General features: G+C 57.1%; 18 protein-coding genes and 1 pseudogene. 9 read left to right on the top strand and 10 right to left on the bottom strand.

Going from position 1 to position 20,316, the window contains the following annotated elements; translation table 11 throughout:
* Positions 1-13: 13 nt before the first annotated feature.
* The 4 genes from ACXHRN_RS27150 to ACXHRN_RS27165 all read left to right on the top strand — a co-directional run bounded on the left by ACXHRN_RS27150 (position 14) and on the right by ACXHRN_RS27165 (position 6,696).
* Positions 14-1,018: a sugar ABC transporter substrate-binding protein gene (locus ACXHRN_RS27150; protein WP_488642208.1), complete on the top strand. Its 1,005-nt coding sequence runs from the start codon at positions 14-16 to the stop codon at positions 1,016-1,018.
* 66 nt (positions 1,019-1,084) lie between these two features.
* Positions 1,085-3,610: an ABC transporter permease gene (locus tag ACXHRN_RS27155; RefSeq protein ID WP_488642209.1), complete on the top strand. Its 2,526-nt coding sequence runs from the start codon at positions 1,085-1,087 to the stop codon at positions 3,608-3,610.
* Between the two features lie 723 nt (positions 3,611-4,333).
* Positions 4,334-5,833, top strand: a complete 1,500-nt coding sequence (locus tag ACXHRN_RS27160) for a sugar ABC transporter ATP-binding protein (protein ID WP_488642210.1) — start codon at positions 4,334-4,336, stop codon at positions 5,831-5,833.
* On the top strand, positions 5,833-6,696 hold the full coding sequence (locus tag ACXHRN_RS27165) for a hydroxymethylglutaryl-CoA lyase (RefSeq protein WP_488642211.1): 864 nt from the start codon (positions 5,833-5,835) through the stop codon (positions 6,694-6,696). Before ACXHRN_RS27160 ends, ACXHRN_RS27165 begins: the two co-directional genes overlap by 1 nt.
* 359 nt (positions 6,697-7,055) lie before the next feature.
* Here the strand turns inward: ACXHRN_RS27165 and ACXHRN_RS27170 are convergent, their stop codons facing one another.
* From ACXHRN_RS27170 to ACXHRN_RS27185, 4 genes are all read right to left on the bottom strand, one after another.
* Complete coding sequence (locus tag ACXHRN_RS27170) at positions 7,056-8,228, bottom strand: Fic family protein (RefSeq protein ID WP_488642212.1); 1,173 nt, start codon at positions 8,226-8,228, stop codon at positions 7,056-7,058.
* 142 nt (positions 8,229-8,370) lie between these two features.
* Complete coding sequence (locus ACXHRN_RS27175; protein ID WP_488642213.1) at positions 8,371-8,745, bottom strand: abortive infection family protein; 375 nt, start codon at positions 8,743-8,745, stop codon at positions 8,371-8,373.
* Between the two features lie 26 nt (positions 8,746-8,771).
* A complete protein-coding gene (locus ACXHRN_RS27180) occupies positions 8,772-9,698 on the bottom strand; it encodes an MYG1 family protein (protein WP_488642214.1) in 927 nt (308 codons plus the stop codon).
* Positions 9,699-10,569: 871 nt separating this feature from the next.
* Entirely contained in the window at positions 10,570-10,986 is a 417-nt protein-coding gene (locus ACXHRN_RS27185; RefSeq protein WP_488642215.1) for a hypothetical protein, read from the bottom strand.
* Positions 10,987-11,104: 118 nt separating this feature from the next.
* Here ACXHRN_RS27185 and ACXHRN_RS27190 point away from each other — a divergent pair, with 118 nt between their 5' ends.
* Positions 11,105-11,242 (top strand): hypothetical protein, encoded by a 138-nt coding sequence (locus ACXHRN_RS27190; protein WP_488642216.1) that lies wholly within the window; start codon positions 11,105-11,107, stop codon positions 11,240-11,242.
* Positions 11,243-11,330: 88 nt separating this feature from the next.
* On the opposite strand, the gene ACXHRN_RS27195 is transcribed toward ACXHRN_RS27190, so the two are convergent.
* Positions 11,331-11,573, bottom strand: a complete 243-nt coding sequence (locus tag ACXHRN_RS27195; RefSeq protein WP_488642217.1) for a hypothetical protein — start codon at positions 11,571-11,573, stop codon at positions 11,331-11,333.
* An 867-nt stretch (positions 11,574-12,440) separates the two neighbouring features.
* Here ACXHRN_RS27195 and ACXHRN_RS27200 point away from each other — a divergent pair.
* The 3 genes from ACXHRN_RS27200 to ACXHRN_RS27210 all read left to right on the top strand — a co-directional run bounded on the left by ACXHRN_RS27200 (position 12,441) and on the right by ACXHRN_RS27210 (position 13,897).
* A complete protein-coding gene (locus tag ACXHRN_RS27200) occupies positions 12,441-12,680 on the top strand; it encodes a hypothetical protein (protein ID WP_488642218.1) in 240 nt (79 codons plus the stop codon).
* A gap of 66 nt (positions 12,681-12,746) precedes the next feature.
* Positions 12,747-12,941 carry a hypothetical protein gene (locus ACXHRN_RS27205; RefSeq protein ID WP_488642219.1) on the top strand — a complete coding sequence of 65 codons (195 nt, stop codon included), beginning with the start codon at positions 12,747-12,749 and terminating at the stop codon, positions 12,939-12,941.
* A 707-nt stretch (positions 12,942-13,648) separates the two neighbouring features.
* The gene (locus ACXHRN_RS27210) at positions 13,649-13,897 is read left to right on the top strand and encodes a hypothetical protein (protein ID WP_488642220.1); all 249 of its coding nucleotides are present in this window, start codon (positions 13,649-13,651) and stop codon (positions 13,895-13,897) included.
* Positions 13,898-13,957: 60 nt separating this feature from the next.
* Here the strand turns inward: ACXHRN_RS27210 and ACXHRN_RS27215 are convergent, their stop codons facing one another.
* The 3 genes and pseudogenes from ACXHRN_RS27215 to ACXHRN_RS27225 form a co-directional block, all read right to left on the bottom strand.
* On the bottom strand, positions 13,958-14,188 hold the full coding sequence (locus ACXHRN_RS27215; protein ID WP_488642221.1) for a DUF982 domain-containing protein: 231 nt from the start codon (positions 14,186-14,188) through the stop codon (positions 13,958-13,960).
* Between the two features lie 454 nt (positions 14,189-14,642).
* Positions 14,643-15,077, bottom strand: a complete 435-nt coding sequence (locus ACXHRN_RS27220) for an NUDIX hydrolase (RefSeq protein ID WP_488642222.1) — start codon at positions 15,075-15,077, stop codon at positions 14,643-14,645.
* Positions 15,078-15,460: 383 nt separating this feature from the next.
* Positions 15,461-16,362 (bottom strand): annotated as a pseudogene (locus ACXHRN_RS27225) (3'-5' exonuclease).
* A gap of 231 nt (positions 16,363-16,593) precedes the next feature.
* Here ACXHRN_RS27225 and ACXHRN_RS27230 point away from each other — a divergent pair.
* On the top strand, positions 16,594-16,731 hold the full coding sequence (locus tag ACXHRN_RS27230; protein ID WP_488642223.1) for a hypothetical protein: 138 nt from the start codon (positions 16,594-16,596) through the stop codon (positions 16,729-16,731).
* Positions 16,732-17,124: 393 nt separating this feature from the next.
* Here ACXHRN_RS27230 and ACXHRN_RS27235 read toward each other — a convergent pair whose 3' ends face one another.
* Entirely contained in the window at positions 17,125-17,535 is a 411-nt protein-coding gene (locus ACXHRN_RS27235) for a hypothetical protein (RefSeq protein WP_488642224.1), read from the bottom strand.
* A gap of 11 nt (positions 17,536-17,546) precedes the next feature.
* Positions 17,547-20,090, bottom strand: coding sequence for an alpha/beta hydrolase (locus ACXHRN_RS27240; protein WP_488642225.1), 2,544 nt, complete (start codon positions 20,088-20,090; stop codon positions 17,547-17,549).
* Positions 20,091-20,316 lie beyond the last annotated feature (226 nt).

Below are 20,316 nucleotides of genomic sequence, written 5' to 3' on the forward strand. Positions count from 1 at the left end.
GGGAGGAACTGACATGCCAATAATGAAATATGCCGCAGCCGCAGCACTCGCAGGCCTGCTCTCGTTTACCGCAGCGCATGCGCAGGAGGGCATGGTCGACGAGCTTCGCCAGCCGACGCTCGATTCGCTGGCCGGCAAGAAGGTCATTTTCGTGCCGATGTCGATGAGCTTCGACCTGCCCGAAGGGTGGGCGGCGATCATGAAAAAGGAAGCGACCCGGCTCGGCTACCAACTGGACGTTCGTGACGCAAACTGGAGTACCGATACCGGTACGCGCGCACTGACTCAGGCGATCACCGAAAAGCCTGACGTGATTGTAGTCCAGAATTTCGACGTTGCTTCGTATGCCCGTACGCTCAAGAAAGCCGAGGCCGCTGGTATCAAGGTGATCCAGGTCAACATGAAATCCAGCTATCAGACCGACGCCTTCGTCGGCGCGGATTGGTACGGCATCGGCCAGTACGCCGCCAATCGGATGGTGGAAAAATGCGGCAAGGCAAGCGGCAAGAGCGGCAAGGTCGCCCTCATCCAAGGACCTGCCACCGCAGCGGCAAGCGTCTACCAGCTGAATGCGATCACCGAGACGCTCAAAGGCCATGACGACATCCAGATCGTGTCGAGCCAGACCGGCGACTGGGACCAGTCGAAGGCGCGCGCCATTGCCCAGACCGTCATTCAGCAGCATCCGGATCTTTGCGGCATCATCGGCTTCTGGGATGCCATGGATGCCGGCACGGGTGCCGCGATCCGGGAGTCCGGCAAGGACATCTACCTGATCACCTCGGGCGGCGGCAACAAGACTGCGTGCCAGGGCGTCGAAAACGGCACCTTCAACGAAGTGATTTCCTATGACGTCGAGGGCCAAGGTCGCGATCTCAACAACACGATCAAGGTGCTGTTGCAATCCAAGGCGCCGGCGGGCGAGGTCAAGTTCGCGCTCTATACGCCCAACAAGATCATCAGCAAGGACACCATGACCAACAATAGCTGCTGGGATCTCGACGTCCTCAAGAAGTAGCATTGCAATCAGGCCACCGCGCTCGCGTGGTGGCCTCTATTCACTCATGCAGTTTAGGATACGCCGATGGAAGCGATAGAACGCCTCTATTTCCGGATCTTTCCGGAAAAACTCCTTGGGGAAATTCTCACCAAGCGCTGGAGCGACAATGCAGTTCCCGTCTTTGCGACGATCCTGACGATCGGCTTTTTCCTGCTGCATGATCCGCACTTCTTCACTTTGTCCAGTGCGACGGAAACGTCGCGGCAGCTGTCCGAATTCGCGCTCGTGGTCGTGGCGATGGGAATCGTGCTGCTGGCTGGCGGCCTCGACCTCTCGGTCGGCAGCGTATTTGCGCTCGCCAACATCACGGCTTTGATCTGCATCAATCTGCTGGGATGGCCGGTCTGGGCCAGTGTGGCGACCACTTTGGGCGTTGGCGCGATGTGCGGGGCGATCAACGGCTTCCTGATCGGCTATCTCAGGATCCGAGCCTTTCTTACGACGCTCGTGACGTTGATCATCATCCGCTCGATCGTCGATATCATCATTCTGCGCTACGCTGTTCAGATCTCGGCGACATTTCCCGATTCCGAATTGTGGTTCTTCATCGGCGAAGGCTCGATCCTCGGTATCCCCTTTGCTTTTGTCGTGGCGGCGATCGTCATCGTTCTCTGGCATGTCGTGCTCACCCGTGCCCGTGCGGGTTGGCACATCACGGCGGTCGGCAGCAGCCGGCGCTCTGCCTACAACGCCGGCCTCAGCGTCAAGTTCACCGTCTTCATGACCTATGTGTGGTCGAGCCTACTGGCGTCGCTCGCCGGCATATTCTTTGCCGCAAGGCTCGGCAGCGCCGGCTCGGATACCGGGGTCGGCCTGGAAATCGCCGCGTTGACCGCAGCGGTTCTGGGCGGCAACAGCCTCGGTGGCGGGCGCGGATCCGTGGTGAAATCCGTGCTCGGCGCGCTCGTCGTGCTGATCCTGACTGACAGCATGGTGCGGATCGGTATCAGCGGCGGCATCAGCTCGATGATCCTCGGGATCATCCTGTTGCTGGTCGTCGCAATCGACGTCCGGTGGCTGAAGAACCGCCACAAGCTCCTCAACAAGGTCTATGTATCGCCCGCCTACTTCCGGCTGCCGGCATTGCCGGAGACCAATGCCGGATCGCAAAGCCCCTATGCCTTGAACGACAGGCTGAAGGATGTGTCGCTGATCGGCCAGGGTGAGGTCGAAGGCCCGGAGGATGTCATCTTCGACCGTGACGACAATCTCTATTGCCCTAACCGGCATGGCGATATCGTGCGGTTCTTTGCACCGGACTATACAAAGTGGGAAGTGTTCGCCCACATCGGAGGGCATCCGCTCGGGCTCGCCTTCGACGCGCGCGACAATCTCAATGTCTGCATCGGCGGCATGGGGCTCTACCAGGTGTCACCCGATCGCGCGGTTCGCAAACTGACCGACGAGACAAATCGCACACTACTTTCCGTCATTGACGACAGCCGCCTCAAGCTCGCCGACGATCTGGATATTGCTCCGGATGGCCGCATCTTCTTTTCCGAGGCCACCATCCGCTACGACATGCATGATTGGGCAACCGACGCGCTTGAAAGCCGCGGCAACGGGCGCCTGATCTGTTACGACCCCAGGGACGGATCGACCAGGACGATCCTCAGAAACCTGCAGTTCCCCAATGGTGTGTGCATGGCAGGTGATGGCCAGTCGTTCTTCTTTGCCGAGACCTGGGGCTGCCGGATCAACCGGTACTGGTTCGACGGCCCGAAGAAGGGCACGTCGGAGACCGTTATCGCCAATCTTCCGGGTTATCCCGACAACATCAACAAGGCGTCGGACGGCAGTTTCTGGGTCGCTCTGGTCGGCATGCGTTCGCCAGCGCTGGACCTTGCTCTCCGAATGCCTTCGCTGCGCAAGAGAATGGCAAAGCGCGTCGCGCGCGACGAATGGCTTTTTCCCAACATCAACACCGGCTGCGTGCTGAAATTCACCGCCACCGGTGAGATCGTCGAGTCGCTCTGGGATCTCGGCGGCAAAAACCATCCGATGGTAACCTCGATGCGGGAACACAAAGGCTACCTCTATCTCGGCGGCCTCTACAACGACCGCATCGGACGCCTCAAGCTCCCCGATGCCGACCCGAACTGGACATCCCAGTCCTTTTATTGGGAGCCGCAAAATGAGCATTCTGGCAAAAGTTCGCAACATCGTGGACGGGCTCATGGGCGGCCGGGGCGAACATTCCATCACTGTACCGGTCATGGACGGCGCCTTGAAGCCGAACGACTATCTGGAACGGAGCCGAGGTATCGCAACCATTCCCGAGGCCGACAATATCACCGCTATCGGAGGAGATGTGTTCCTGACCTCCGGCATGGAGGTTCTTCGCCTCGGTGCAGAGGGAGTATTCGAGCCGCATGCGCGCTACGACGCCGTCGTCACATCCCTCGTCGGATCACCCGGCGGCGGCATGGCAATCGGTCTCGAGGGTCGTGGTTTTCGTATTACCGGCGGCAGGCACGATGGCAAGACATTGCCGACCCTGGAGGAAGGCGTTGCCTTCATTTGCCCGACCGCCGCAACGTTCATAGATGACGACAGGCTGGTCGTTTGCAGCGGGTCAAGCGAACACTCGACACTCGAATGGAACCGTGATCTGCTCGCTCTTGGGCGCTCCGGTTCGGTGTGGGTCTGGGATATCGACAGCGGCAATACGCGGCAACTAAAGGGCAATCTCGCCTATCCAGCCGGCGTCTGCGTGGAAGGTGCCGATACTATGCTGGTCTCGGAGGCCTGGAAGCATCGGATTGTGTCGATGGATCTTTCCGGCTCGGGGATGGATACAGTCCTCGACGGCCTACCTGCCTATCCGGGCCGTATCATGGTCTCGCCAAGCGGTGGCTACTGGCTGTCGCTGTTTGCGGTGCGTTCGCAGCTTCAGGAGTTCGTGCTGCGCGAGGACCGCTACCGACGAGAGATGATGGCTACCATCGATCCGGAATTCTGGATCGCGCCGGCCCTTTCGAGCGGCCGGAGCTTCAAGGAGCCATTGCAAGCGGGCGGCGTGATCCGCCTTGGTATCCACAAGCCCTGGGCCCCGACACGGTCCTACGGCCTGATCCTGCGACTGGACGCAGAGGCCCAGCCTGTGTGGAGTGCGCATAGCCGCGCGGACGGCTCGCGCCACGGTATCACATCGACGCTTGAACTGGACGGCACGCTTTTGGCGACCTCAAAGGGCAAGGGCGAAGTGATTTCACTCGATCACGTTGACATGAGCGAACCAGACAATCTGACTGCTGAACTGGAGAGCCTGGGATGACGCCAATTGTCGAACTTCGCAAAGCAACGAAGGACTTTCGCGGAATCGCGGCATTTTCGGATGTCGATTTCGAGCTTGAGCGTGGCGAAATCCATGCGCTTCTTGGCGAAAACGGCGCCGGAAAATCAACCCTGACCAAGATCATCGCGGGTGTCTACCCACTGAGTGCCGGAACGCTCCTCATTGATGGCAAGGAAGAGAGCCTCGCGACGCCGGCCGAGGGTCTCGCCAAGGGCATTGCCATGGTCTACCAGGAAAACAGCCTCGTTCCGTCGATGAGCGTGGCCCAGAACATCTATCTCGGAAACGAGAAGTTCCTCAATCGCCTGCGGGGCATCTATATTTCGGCGCAGCAGTTCCTGCAGTCGCTCAACTTCCATGTGGATCCCTCTGCAATTGTCGGTTCGCTGGGTGCCGCGCAAAAGCAGATGGTCGAAATCGCACGTGCGGTTCATCACAAGGCCAAGGTGATCATCTTCGATGAGCCCACGGCAACGCTGACGCCCGAGGAAAAGAATTACTTCTTCAATCTGATCCGTAAGCTGAAGGAAGACGGCGTCTCCATCATTTTCATCTCGCATGCTCTCGAGGAAGCGTTGCAGATTGCCGACCGGATCACGATCCTGCGTGACGGAAAGCTGGTGGCGTCCGACGTTACCTCGGCCTTCGATCGCGAGAAAATCATTCAGGCAATGGTCGGGCGAACGTTGACCGACGAGATCTATAACGAAGCCAGAAAGCGTCCGCCACGCGCGCGCGGCAAAAAAATCCTGTCCGTCGAGAACCTCTCGATGGGCAGCATGGTCCGCAACACATCCTTCTCGCTCTATGCGGGGCAGGTCACGGGCATCTTCGGCTTGGTCGGCTCGGGCCGGACCGAGACGCTCAAAGTGGTCTCCGGCGTTCTCAAGCGCGACATGTTTCACGGCGGGGAGATCAAGGTCGATGGCCAATCCAAGCGGTATCTGGTTCCCGCGCCGGCCGTTCGCGACGGCATCGTCTATGTGACTGAGGAGCGAAAAGCCGAAGGCTTTTTCGAGACGATGAGCATTGCAGAAAATATCTACATGGGCAAGATCGGTGGCCAGGCATTTGGCGGTTTCCAACGCGTGTCAATGGCTGACGCCCGCAAGGTCGCCGAGGAATGGCGCAAGCGGCTCAACGTCAAGGCAATCGATCCAAACGCCAAAGTCATAGAGCTCTCGGGCGGCAACCAGCAGAAGGTGGTGATCGCCAAAGCCCTGGTTCAGAAGCCGCGGCTTGTCATATTCGATGAACCAACCCGGGGCGTGGACGTTGGCGCCATCGCTGAAATTCACGCTTTTATCAATGAGCTGGCGGACGATGGCATCGCGGTCGCCGTCATATCCTCCTACCTGCCCGAAATCCTCAGTCTATCGGACCGCATCCTGATCGCTAGGCAGGGCAGGATCGTCGAGGAAATGGATCGCCGCATTGCCACCGAACGAACCATCATGTACGCGGCGGTTCACTGATGACCGCGGATCGAAGGGTAAAGATCATCGAGGTGGGGCCACGCGACGGGCTGCAGAACGAGAAGTCACCGGTATCAACCGCCGAAAAACTGGAACTCATTCGCCTGTTGGCTGATGCCGGCCTGGGCCGCATCGAAGTCACCGCATTCGTCTCGCCAAAGTGGGTCCCGCAAATGGCCGATCATGCCGATGTCATGACGCGGGCAACGAAAAAGGCCGGGCTGGTTCGCTCAGTACTCGTACCGAATGAGAAAGGCGCTATCGCAGCAATCACCGCAGGCGCAGATGAGCTCGCGGTCTTCACCAGTGCATCGGAGACTTTCGCTCGCAAGAACATCAACTGCACAATTGCAGAAAGCCTTGAGCGCTTTGTGCCGATCTTTGCTCTGGCACGTATGCGCGATGTTCCAGTGCGCGGATACGTGTCCTGCGCGGTCGAATGCCCCTATGAGGGCAAGATCGCTGCGGAAGCGGCAGCTAAAGTGTCAGCCAGCCTGCTGAAGTTAGGATGCCACGAGGTCGCCGTGGCCGACACGATTGGCCGGGCAACCCCCGAGAGCGTGGATCAAATGTTGGCATGCGTGCTTGATTCGATTGACGCCTCAATGCTCGCTTGCCACTTTCATGACACATCTGGGCTTGCCCAGGCCAATGTCGACGTGTCCCTCGCTCGGGGAATTCGGACTTTCGACAGCGCAGCAGGCGGCCTCGGCGGTTGCCCGTACGCGCCAGGCGCCGCGGGTAACATTGCAACCGGCATTCTCGTCTCCCATCTGGAAAGTCTAGGTTTCCCCACGGAGGTAGATTTAGGGAAGTTGGAAATGGCGGAGAAATTCGCCTTTGCTTTGAAGCGGCCCAGCTAATGCGCATGCAAACGCAGCAAATTGTCACAGGGCGTTAGCGTCGTTGCTCCAATTGCAGGTTAGACGAGGCTCCCGAGCGTTCCCTCTGCTTTGCCCGGGAAGCTGAGAAACTCGTAGGGCTCGGGCCAACGTTCCAGCTTTTCCTTCAAATTTTCGATTGTCGTAGTCTTACCTACGCCGTCTGGTCCTTCAATGAAGATAAGCTTCCCCGTCACTGCACCTCATACAACCACCGCGTGATAACAGGCATCAAGCTCGCCACTCTAGAGGTCACAGTGGGCCGAAAGTGAAATTTCTTTCGAAGGTGCCCCCGCATGGTTGTTGTCGATGCTGAAGCAAAAATTCTATGGTTAAGACTACTAACGAACGGCGGGGTACAGACGCGGAAGCCATCGCTCGATTATGTCGATCGGGAACCCGAGACGGACTTTTCCTTTCGGGCTGGGCGATGTGAGCACACCGTAGTCTAGCAAGCTGGATAAGACCGTTCGGGCTTGCCGCTCCTGATACCCAGTCAGAACTTGTACTTGTGAGCGCACAAATTCACCCGCAAGAATGGCTTCACGCAATAGCGGCCAACTTCCCTTTGGGAGCCGTTGCATTTGAACTTCTTCGTTGCACCACACTTCTACGCGATTCAGCAGCTCCTCTGGCTTGAGGAGTTCCTCCATAAATGTGACCTGGTCCAAGCAGCACGATAGAAAGAAGGTGGTAAATTCGGCTAAGCCGGCTTGCGTGAGATTCCCGCGCCCGTCTAGATCCCCACGCCTGGGTTGATCGGCTTGGGCGAGCAAGCGTTTGTAATCGGCTACGTTTCTAGCGAGGCCTCGTGACACCGACCACAGCTCTGAGCCAATCCTGAGATCTCGCAAAAGAGCATGCGAAAATAACCGCGAGACACGCCCGTTGCCGTCAAAAAACGGATGGATCCATGCGAGACGATGGTGGGATGCGCCGACCCCGATAATCTTCTGCAGCTTGGAAAGCATCTTGGAAGAATAGGCCTCAACGAACCTTGCAATGAGGGGCTCGATCATTTCAGGCTCAGGCGCAATGTGGTCACCCACCCTCACATGCAGCGTTCTGAGCTGCCCGGGAACCATTTTGATCTCTTCGCCAGTATCTGGATTGCGGACAATCAAAAGGTCATCAGGAAGCCGCTGGCAGAACTCTCCGTGCATCCAGCAGATGCCTTCGAGCGACAGAACAGGAAAGGGCATCTCACTTCTATCGATTAGCTGCTGCACTTCAATATGCGCGCGCGCTTCAAGTTGAAGGTTCCGCTTCTCTGGCTCTCGCGCATACTCGCCTGCCATTGCGCGATCGATGTCGATAGGAAGTGTATCGTGTCCTTCGATGAGATTCGAGTAATAGCAGTTCATCGAGCGCACGAGGTCACCGACCGACGCCCGTATAATGGGGTGCAGCCGTGCTGCGAAGCGGTTAGCCGCAGAAGTCAGCTCGACTGCGACATCTTCCAGCTCTCTATTGCCTTCGGGTAGCAGTGGTTCGATGCTCGCTAGGGTGACCATATTTTGCCGCTTTTTATGCCGTTAGATTTCACTTTGAGAACATAATGATAGGTGTTCTCCAAAGCAATCCTTTTGCCGGTATTATTGCCGGTCGTCGTTGTGCCACATCTCCATGACGAAGGTCACGAGTGTATAGGCCGCGTTAACAGCTAGCTTCCAAAACATCTATCTTCGGTGGCGAGATCCCTCTGCCATGTGCGGAGCCGATATGGGTCCGGCATGCACCAACTCCGTCGACAACCGACGCCAGTCCCTGCGGCATCTTTCTCTGATCTTCAGCAAGTGTTGCGTCCGGGTTCAAGCCAAGATGCCCCTGTACAGTTCGCCAAAGGAGCACACCAGTCATTTTCGAAGGCAGCTCCAGTGCAAACGTCTCTATGTAGGTTTTGCAAAGGGTTTCGATTATCTCACACGCCGCCGTGACGGCGGCGTGTGGATCACGTTCCAACTGCTGGTACGCACGGTCGAATTCACGCTCAACGGACGCAAAATCGCCACGCCTGAGTAATTCACCCAATCCCCTTCATTCATCCAATCTATACCTTATTCAATGGAGATTGCCTCCCTCGCTGCGATCTCTGCCATCGCGAGTGCGGCCTCTCGGGTTTTGGCGGCTGCGATGAAGCGGCCATTGTGGCAGAAGCTCGCACCCTCGACGCCGCTTGCCAGCTCGAGGTCATGATTGGTTAAGCCTGCCCAGGCGGCGGGGAGTTCGGCCCGCAGTCCGAACCCCTCCTCCTCGCGGCGGATGCCGGTCAGGCACCAATCATTTTCGCGCGGATGGACGACAAACAGCAGCTGATCGGCACTTGCTTTGACGATTGCCGAGCGAAATGGCATGCCCGCCGGCAGTTCCAGAATACGGCTCTGGCCGGCATCCTCGATTGCCTGCGCTACCAGCGCCGCGGCTCGCAATTTGGCGTGGCTGCCGGCAAGCTTCGCCTCGACGAAACTGCGGGCAATCGCCATGGCGGCATGAAAGGCGTGATCGTCGGCATCCGGGGCTCGCTCATCGAAGACTGGCTTCAGGGTTTCGAGCAGGGCAGGTAGAGTAAGTCCGGCAAGCGGCCCCGCACTAGCGGGGCTGAGCGTGCCATTGTCAACGAGGTCGATCGGCAGCACGAAACTCACATCAAATGAAGCGTGCACGGTCTCGATATGGGTGTCGGGAAGATCGAGGCCGGCCAGATAATCGCGGCCAAAATGCTTCCAGATCAGTCCGAATGAACTGTACGGTTGGCCATCGTCCCGCAATGGCGCGCCGCGCTGATGGTGGTCGAAGATCCGCTTGGCGGCGTCGTACGCGCCGCCCACATCGTAGATGATCCGGTCCGGACCAGGTGTTGTCCACTCCAGCGCCCTACTGCGGATGAGCCGCGCCTGTGGGAAAAGTCGGGTCAGAATAACGCTGGACAGCAATTCGTCAGCATGGAAGCCGCCGGAATGAGTGACGAGGAAACTTGGAATCATGCGGAATGCACCTTTTTTGTTCGCCGAACGCGCACGGTTAGCAGCCAGATAGCCATTGATGGATACCGTAGCAACCCACCACAGCCCGCTATGGTTCGTCAGTCCCGCGTCGGTGCTCCATCAGCCGTAACTAGGGGTCAAACGATCATGCTCCTTGAGATCGTTCTGAAGCAGCGGTGATGCCGTTCAGCATTGCCAGTTGATTGGGTTGACGCGCATCCATCGGACGACCATTGAGACCGACTTTAATTCAGCTCGCCTTCTGGGCGATACGGACCGGGAAACGATTTGCCTTGTGGAACCGGGATGCGTGGTGTTGAAAGTGATGTAGAGATGTCGCTTCCACGATACCATCTCCCCACCACACCTAGTGAAATGCCACCTTGAAATCATTGATGGTTCTGGCAGCTACTCAAGCTGAATACGAGGGTTCGATTTCCTTCACCCGCATCCAGAAATCTTATGAAATTCAATTGGTTAATAGACTCATATTTTAGTGCGCCACACTGCGGTTCACTACGGCTTTCAACACGAGCGATAGCGATTTTGCGACACGCTTCCAAACCTTCGCCGCGTGAATAGCGACGAGTGGTTTTTGTCGTCGTATGGGTTGCCAAGTTCATCGCACCTTCGAGCGAGCCCGTTGCACCCATAGTTTCAGTGACTGCACCAGAACTTCACTGCAAGTCTCATGCGGCCGAACGTCCATCCGACGTTTCACAGTTCCCAACTCTGAATTTTCGACATGACGTCGGCTGCTGGTTCCATTGCTCGGGCGTTAGACTCACCGGACAGAGGCATAGACCACGTTTCCGACTTCAATGTCGCTAATCACAACTTGCAGTGAACGAGTCTGGCGAACTGCTGGACACTACGCGGTTGCGACGCCTTGGCGCGGCTCCGCAAGCCGCAGCGCCGCGTCTGCTCCCGCTGCCAGCATGCGAGCCGATAATGCCGTGTCCTCCAGGGTGCGGGCAAGCTGAAGCGTGCCGACAAGGGTGGCAAACATGGCCATCGCGGTGTCCTCGGGATTGGCGGTTTGCGGCGGCAGGGCCGATGCCAGCTGGCGGACGAGGGCCAGGAATCGTTCCGTATAGATCTGGCGCGCCGCCGCTGGCTGACGCGCGAGCTCCGGCAGAAGCGCTGCAAACGAGCAGCCATGTGTGGGATCGTCCCGATGTTCGGTCGAGAGATAGGCTGCGATAGCCGCCGCAAGTCCGCCGGCGGCGATGGCGTCCTCCACCTGTTTCGACAGATCCCCGAGCGCTTCCGAAACGGTTTCACGCACCAGCTCCGCCTTAGACTCGAAATGGGCATAGAAGGCCAGAGACTTCGATGACAGTGATCGACCGCTGAAACGAGACAACGGACGTCGCAACGCCGATGCGAAGAAAGGCCGGGAGACCATGATGTCTATCTTCAATTTCGATGCCACAGGCACGGCTTGGGAGATCGAGACGCCGCATGCGGATGCGCTATGGCACTCTGGCGCCAAGGCGCACGATCGCGGGCCACCGCCGACGAAGGTCCTCGAACAACCGTAACGGCACAATCCAAGTCCGCCACCATCCCACCGTGCGTTCTGCCAATGGTGTCAGCTTTTTTCAAGAACTGTGGCCGCGGTTCTCGTGATCAGGAAGATTCGCCGCCCCGGTGATGCCTTGCAGACGAGCCGAACCCATCGGAAGCCCCAGGCTGCAAGGGCGGCAGTTTGTGGCCATGCGCTCTTATCGCTTCGCACGCTTCGGCAGCTGACGAAAAGCGTCTGCCATCAAGCTCCATGACATTGTATTTCACCGCCATGAAGGCAAGGCAGCCGTCACGCGGTATGAGAACACCAACCGGGACACCCTGGTATTCGACAACCTGCTTCATCACCGAATTCTCCGATCAAGGCAGAATACTGTTTGGTAGAGATCCGAAGGGACGCGGTTTGCGTCACATTCGATCGCGACAACCGTGCACTTTGCGGATGGAAACGAGAGACAAGATACTTGTGAAAATAGTCAAAACCCTCTCCTCTTCATCTCGGTCTGACCGATCGGCTGACAGGGTTTGAAAGTACATTACATGTCGACCTTGTCAATTAGGTAACAAAAATTAGTAGAATTAAATTTCAATAGTATGACATTTTGTATGCGTTTTAGGAACCTTGTTCCCAAAATCGTTGCTGCATAGCAACATAATTCCGTGCGACGCAAAAAGCCTTTCAGGTAGATCAGTCTGTTGTCTGGTGTCAATGGTGCCGCCATTGGCGGTCATGTTCGCCGCTTCGGGATAAGCAAACGTCCGACATTCACGATCGATAAGCGACGGGGCGGCTGCAATGCTTGGCCGCCTTGAAAGCAGTCGGACCGACGATCCGCAATTAATAGCGGAACTCAATCGCTGAAGTCATGTCCCTGCGCTCCACCGCAAACGCCCTCCTCTTCGCTAGGCCCACCGCGCTCGGGCGGAGGTTGGTCCGTGCAAGTTTGAGATTTCGTTGTCTCAAGATGCGGCCGGGAAGACCATAGGCGCCGGCTTAATCTTTGGTGCCGCGGAAGTTATTAAGGCCGCCCACGATGGGACGCGCATTCGAATAAAGAGAGACGACACTGGCAAGGAGTTCACGGCGGTTACCATTGGGATTTGGGAGCTGGGGCAGACGAGGATATTCGTTACAACCGGTAGCGACATCATTGGGTGACTGGACTCCTGATTGTCAGTGTGTTTCCCTCCCCGGCTGGAGGGAGGGAAATTATGAACGAGCATATTGAGCAATTACAGAAGGTCCGTGAGTTTCTTGTATCGAAACGCAGGTCCCATGCGGCCAACGCTTTAAACAAGAGTTCCGGCATGGATAGCTTTGCGGGATTAGTTGACACGCAGGCAAGGATTGAGGCTGTAGATCGAGCCATACGGGACGAAAAGGCGCTTTACGTGCCGCCTGGCTCACCGGACGACCATTGGCCGAATGAGACCCCCAGCGAAGACGCCTAAACCGTAAGCGATGAAGTGCAAACCATTAACGGTTGCTCGCTTTCGCTCCAATGGATGAGGTCTACTATGCCAGACCGCACCGAAAACCGTTACATGCTTCGCCGCGAGGATGACGCAAGCTGGACGGTCTATGACATCTTCACCGGACTGCCCGTCGTTTACAAAGACCGCGTGATGATCAAGATGACGTTGGACGATGCTGACGACATGACGGATTTGCTCAACGCGCTCTACATCAGAACACGGAAGGATACGTCATAAGCGATGATAAGGAATGTCCCCGACAGCCCACGATAATGGAAAAGAGAACTGGGACGCGACTGAGGCGTGGACGGCGAGAGGAGATCGCGATGAGAATTTCGTGGGACGAGATCGGTGGGCCAAAAGCCGCAGGCACCTATCATTGCGACAGGCTTGATGTGCACATAGACGTTAACGCCACGGACATTGAGACGTGGATTGATCATCCTAGCGCACAGGCACACCTACCCGTGTAGCAGTTGCTGGTCACCTATCCCGAACAAAAGATCTCCGCATCGTCTGCCGCATCGATGAACGCCTGCTCCATCTGAGTTGTGCGAAATCAAACCAAACGATTTGTGCCCGTTGCAGTTTATTGACTCCCCCGGAAACCGGCGCATTCTAGTCTGTGCAGGAGGAGACTTACATGCGCGGACCAAACGGTGCTCAGTTCTATTCCGGACGCTATTTAGATTGCCAAAACGCAATCTTGCCCCTTGTTATCGCCGCCTTACGTTCATCACCATCTGGCGTTTGCGATGCAGAAACCGTTTTAAATGACATCCTTCCCAAGGCGCTGGAAGCTGGCTGGCTCAGGCGAGATTTGGTTTGGGCCCTCCGCCTAATCGGAAGAGCCACTGTCAAAACCCCAGGGTCGGAACCGGAGCCGGTCGGTATCCTCGCGCAACACGCGGATCGGTAACGTTCGCCCCGATTGAGGTTCCGGCGTGGTGCGCGTCGAGAATGAGATGCAGGGACCTGGCGAATCAGGAAATTACGTTGGTCGGCATGCCGACTGCCAAAAGGCAATTCTGCCTTTGGTAAGGGAAGCCTTGCGCCACTTCGAAGGCGGTATGGCCCACGCGGAGAGCGTATTAGAATACATTTTGCCGGAAGCGCTCCAAGCCGGCTGGCACCTATCCGATATCGAAACGGCACTGGGAATGATCGCGAAGGACTGGCGCCACCGGCCTTGACCAAGACAGAACTTTGAAAACCAGTACGGGCTCGCCAGCTAGCGCTAAGGGTGATTATCATTACTGATTCCGAACGAAGATCTCAGCTTCGTTGGCGGCGTCAATGAACGCCTGTCGGGCTTGCTCCGCCTTGATGCGGTTCGCGATATCGTCCAGCGCCGCCAGACAAGCCGCCTTGGCTCGTTCGAAGGCAGGACCCTCACTCCGGTACTTGCCGACGCCGTGAAGCTCAAAGATCGACGCCTTTTTCCCAAGGTTGATGGATTCCCATGGCGCAACACCTCCATACACTGCTGCTGCAAGTCGACGAGAGCCGTCGCGACTCGTTTCCTTTCGCAGGAGAAGAATCGTGCTCAGCGTCAGTTAATCGTCACTTACGTGTCTTAGTGAGTAGCGCTACCGGTCGGCACGGCGCATCATGGTTCATCGTCGGTCGTGAAAAAGGGAGGTACCCGGAACTCCATACATTGATCTAATGCTTTGTCTGTATAGCAATTTTATCAGCGTTTTGATAATATAAGCAGTATGCACCGCCAAAAACAAAAGCAACCCACTGTGTCGCAAGAGCTCGACGCGGGGCGGCCTTACGCTGTTCGTTACTTCAAGAGGAAGTATCACCTCACCACCGTCCAAGCGTTGCGCATCATTCGAGATGTGGGCGCGGATCGCAGGCTTGCGAATGCTTTGGCGCGAAGTCTGACGGAACCGACATCGAAACACTAGGAGTTCCCTCACGCGGCCACAGCTAAGCCGCCATGCGAGCAATCAGCCCTTTCAATTCTCGTTCCTCAACGCGACGAACGGCCTCGTTGACGGAAACCCATTCCAGTGTGCGGACATCCTTTTCGTCGAACCGTTTTGAGGCATGAGTCACCGCGAGTGCGTAGACCTCAACCATGCACGGCGACGAGTTTTCGCTTTTTAGGTAGGTATAAAACCCGACGGGTTTCTTCCCGACCTTGCCCTCCAGTCCGGCTTCCTCCTTCGCTTCACGAGCCGCCGCCTGTCTGGCGGTTTCCTGTTTGCCGATGTTTCCTTTTGGAATTACCCATCGCCCAGAATCGCGACTCGTAATCAACATGATTTGACGTTCACCGTTAGGGGTGTCACAATAGCAAATTGCGCCGCCCTGCTGCAGGAACCGGCCATTTTGCATATCGCTGACCTGTCCGGCATGCATGCTTAGTATGTTTCGTGGACTGCTCATTGCCTGTGTCGTCTTCCTGCTTATCAGAGATTAATCCGCTTCTTTGGCCGCGTCTACGTCGCCGCTGACGACGATTGCCCCCGGCCACGCCGGGCAAATGAAATCGGTACTTGCTCCCTAAGGCGATCCCCGCCTAGTCGGCGTCCTTGCCATCGCGAAAAAACCAGCGGGTCAACAAAACCTCGGCACCACGCGGGCCGAGATACGTCAGGCCAGCACATATCGCGTTGCGGGTTCAAGTCCGAGCCCAAGATACGACATGTTCACGGGGACGGTGCCTCCGCGGAACAAGCTGAACTCGTTTGTTGCCGCCGCGTCGACGTACCGGTCATGACGACACCAAGGGCGAAAGCTCGTCAGGCTTTAAACCGGTCGAATGCAGTGAGCCGCTTGATCGGTGGATCTGCTTCATCCCACCGATAGATTTCTGAGCGCAGATAGCGGAGTTCGTCGTCGAGGGCGTCCTCGACAAGCTCGGTCCACCATGATTTCGGTCGACCGTCACTTCCATCCGACCAGCGATAGCCGCGCGCCTTCAGATGATCTTTCATGTCGAATGGGCTGTTCTCCGCGAAGATGCGAACGCGTGATCGCTGGCTCGCGTCATAGATCTCGGCAAACGGCGTTGGTCCCGTTCCTGCCTTCTCCTGAGCGAGGACTTCGAGCAGGGCAAAGCAGTCGTCGACGGCCCGATGACCCTCATGGAAATAGCCCGCCTGCCCAATCAGGTAGCCGAGCTTGGTGCCTTCGAAGCCACGAGCCGACCAATCGATCTCGGAGGCCGAGCAGGCCCAGGCCTTTCCGGTGAAGATCGGCGAGAATGCCTCGCAGAACGGGCGGTCGAAGCCGGCGTTGTGCGCGATGACGAGATCGGTCGGCTCGACCACGGCGCGCAATTGTTGGAGATCAATCATCTGGCTGGCAACCATTTCGTCCGTGATGCCGGTGAGACGGGTGATTTCCGGTGGGATCGAACGCTCGGCTGCTGCAATCCACCATAGACGCCGATGACATCGCCAATATTGCCAGTCGCGTCGAATGTGAATGCGACCATGCCGATTTCGATAATCTCGTCTTTGCGGGGATTGAGGCCGGTGGTCTCCGTATCAAGGATTACGCCCTTGAGCGGGAATCCCGGTCGCGCGGATGTCGTGACAGAACGGGGCTCGAGCTTTTTCAGGATGCGGTAGCGGCCAGTCTCCTGGAGGTGCCGCACCATGTCGTCTTCACTCAACGCAGCCGGAGAATGGCGTTTCATCGCTGGCGATCCGGTCCCTTTCGCGGGTCCTGTCCCGCTTGCAACAAAAAGATCGAACTGCTGCGCCAGTCGCTATGTCCGGCTCATTCAAAACGACTCTCCGGACTGCATTGTCCGCCAAATCCGCTATAAGGCATTCGCTCGAACAAATCAGGAGAAATCATGGAAACCGTGGAAATCAGCCGCCGCAGCGACTTTGCCTTGTGAACGATCCAACGCGCACAGGAAATCGTGACGGTTGAAGGCGCTGCCTTTGCAATGGCCGCTCGTGACATGAATGAGGAAGCACTGGCGGAGACTGCGGCCGCGCTCGGCAAGGCCATTAGCGACGCCGTGCTCGAAGTCTTCGACGGGTTGATAGATGAATAGGCGAAACGATACGCTTCAGAAGTTGGCGTCGTTTTGACCAATGTTTTGATATAATTTTTGGTCAGTACTCAGCAATTGGAACCGCAAACCCTTGCGATTGCCGTACAGACAATGGCTTAGGGGAAGATAGAGCGAAAGGCGATCTAACCACACAGGACGATGGCAAGCTCCGGACGGGTGTTTCGTGCGACTGGAGGGGGCTTTGCTATGAGCGAAGCAGCGCTCATCATCGTTGGTGTTATGACGATTAGGCCGGGACAAGCGATCAAACGCACGATCTTCCAAGCACTAACATGCGGTGAAGGAAATTCCGATTCCCAAAAGACCGCGCATCAACAATCTTTGCTTCGACGGAAAGTGCCTAAGCGGAATGCGTGTCGATTGCAACGAATGTCACGGTCTGGCTCTGGAAGGTCTTCTGCCACCCTCCACCTTGTAGCGGAATTTGGTACGCTGGCGAGCCGTCTCCGGGTCCTTCATCCAACCCCAGCTTATAGGCGCACCCGTCTTTAGATGCTCAGGCTCGAACACCAGCCACCGCCACGTCGCTTTGCCTATTCGTTCGCTCTGATTGAGTTCAACATCACCGACAAATAGCGCCGGGCCGTAGGCCCGCACGGGAACCTCCCCATCGGTTTCGGCGATGATTTCGATTGCTTCCTTATAGCGCGAAAGTGACGACTCGAAGTATTCCAACCTCGGTGGCTCAAATGGGACTCGTCGAATCTGGAGCTTGCGGATGGTTGGCAGATCGAGCGAGAATGGGGCCCGTGGAGTGATCGGTGACCCAGCATCTGTGGACATGGTACTCTCTCCTAGCGAGCGACAAGCTGCAGATTGTCGAACGCCAATCCGCGTTCATCGCTACGATTGCAGCGAAGCTGGATAGTGGTTACGGACGTCAAGTCGAGCTTTTGGTTCTGACCAAAGCATCCGGACTTGAAGCGAAGCGTTTTCAACATAGTCTTCATCGTCGCAGGATTGCGTGGGAAGGGGCGTGGCAACCCACCCACATCGTCAGAATCTATCCAGCCCTCGGTACCATTGGCGTCGCGCAACCCCAGTTGAAATCCGGTTGGCGGCAGGTTGTTTTGGCCAACAAAGATCTCGGCCGCACAAATCCAGATCTCGTGCTTGGTAACGTCGCGTTTGCCGCCAAGGTCCTGCTCGAAGAGGCGGCCGTTTCCACCTGGCCGCGCCACCATGCCAATGCTCTCACCAAAAAATGAGCTATTGAACGCTCCGCCTCCTTGGTGAAACGCGAATTCGTCCGCACTCAAGCCGCCGAGTTGCAGGGTCGGCATGTTCAGAGAGTTCATGCCAATGCCGTTGCCGTCTTCGTGACTATCCACGGTAAGCACGCCACTCTGTTCAAATGACAGGTGTACATGCTTGCTGGGCACCCCGCCCGGCAACAACTCGCCCGCAAGATAAGGCGTCGTCGCGTGACCAAGAAGCGCCGCGCGGAAGAAGGCGCAGCCATAGGCGGTCAACACCCGCTCATGATCGTAGCGGGCAAGCACGGCTGGAGTTGGCGCGGCGTTGGGCCAGGTGCTATCATCGTCAAGCCATTGTCGGTTATAAAATTGGTGGTTGGTGAAATGTACGAACAATTGTGACTTGAACGGCGAGGGGATGGCTCGATCATAATATATGGCGCCATCATTGGGCCACACGTCGCCGTCCGCCGCCGGGAGAATAGTCAGGAAGGGATATCCATCAGGTGTTTTCTTCGTTGCGCCACCTTCGGTGGGCGCGAGCGCGATCACGCCACGAATACCCACGCCGGGTAGCGCGATAACCTCTGGAACCTTTACGACCGCCTCGCCGCCCTGAGAGTGGCCCATGAGGCCGGTGCGCGAAAAGTCCACATGCGAGAAGAACACCGACGTCGGATCTGCATCGAACTGCTGCATCACCGCGATTGCGCCGATAATGAGATCGGCGCGTCTTTCGATGATCGTGACACTGTAACCCATCCCATTCTGGGCATTACAGTCCACCGAGATCGCCACGAATCCCATTTTCGCGAGATCGGCTTGAAAAAACTCGTAACCCAAATAATTCGGGACATTAGGATCATGATTTCCGTGCGCCATCACGATCAGCGGAACTCGACCAAGCGCAGCGAGGCGAGTATTGAACGGCACCCCTGTACCATCGTCATCAGCCGGATAATAGATTCGGCCTTTATTCGGCCCATTCTTAAAGTCGATCACGCCGACTGGGAACAGATTTAGCGATGATGGATCGCCGACGACCGGAGGATCTACACATGGCACAGTGATCTTCAGTGCACGTTGGCCGCTACAGCCTGGAAGATCCTGCGCGACGATAACCGTGTCGCCGAAGCTAATGACAACGTTGAGTACGACGACCGGACCACCGCCTTTGCCTGCTGGCACACCGTTTACCCAAACGCTGAGAAGGGCACCGGCAGCGAATTGCGTGAAAACAACCTGGGCATCGCCGCCTTGAATCGGCCCGACTTGCGGCGCCGGAAGATTTGAACACGGTTCTATTGTCATCGTGCCGGTGCCGCTCGGCGGGTCGCCGGGGCACATCGTCTGAAATGCTTCCACCAATTCGGTATTGGAAAAGTTCGGCGCAAATCCGCCAAGTCGAATTGAGCCGCCCCAACATCCCCACGTGCCAACCGTGGCGCCTGCTCGCCTGACCGTGACCTTTGCACCATTTGCGATATTGGATATATCGAGCTGATTACCGCCCGCATATTGCTGTGTGATGACCGGCGCAGGCAACGGGCTTGGGGGCGCACCCGTCGTATGCTCTATCGATGGTGGACTCGGGTCGCCGCAAAGATCGAACCAACCTCGAACTTTTTGCCCCGGACCAAACGGCGGAGCGACGTTGACGCCTTGCGGATTGCCGCATCCGTTAACCCGACCCACTTCCACGCCATCCGCAGTCACCCAGACATTGCCGCCGACAAGAAGGTTACTGACACCAGTGCGTACACCGCACTTATACAAGGGCAGAGGGAAAATCTCTGGTCGTGGCGGCCCGGCCGGGTAGTCCTGCGTGTGGTCACGGACGATGACAGGGGGGGCCGACCAAGCGCTTTGCGCGCTTTGCGTCGTTTGGCGCGCTCGGACTTGGTCGTTCGCTTTCAGGCTCGGTACGCTGATCGTGATGCCAGATGGCAGTACGGTCTGAACAATTCCCCCACCGGCGACAGCGCCATTGACCTCGACCTCAATCTTGGCATCCTGTGGTCCACCAAGAATCTGGACGGCGGTGGCACATTGATAGAGCGGTTCGACTACGATCGGCGGCGAGAGCAGCTTCGGATCGTCATCGACTTTGGCTTCTCGGCGGTTGATCTCCTGCTGGCTCATGCGACCTCCGGGAATAACCGACTGGTCTGAACTAGGCGTAAGCCGCCCCAAAAGATGATGCACGTTATGAGAGTACCACAAGAAACCTTTGTGATCAACCGGCGCGTCAGACCAACCTCCTTGGATCATTCCAAGCGTGCATCCCCCACGCCGCGTCGAAAGCCATTTGTGCGCAATCGGAGCGGAGTGCAAATGTGCGGAGTTATGTAGGAACCCCCACCAGACG

This window comes from Shinella sp. OV683, assembly GCF_057787725.1.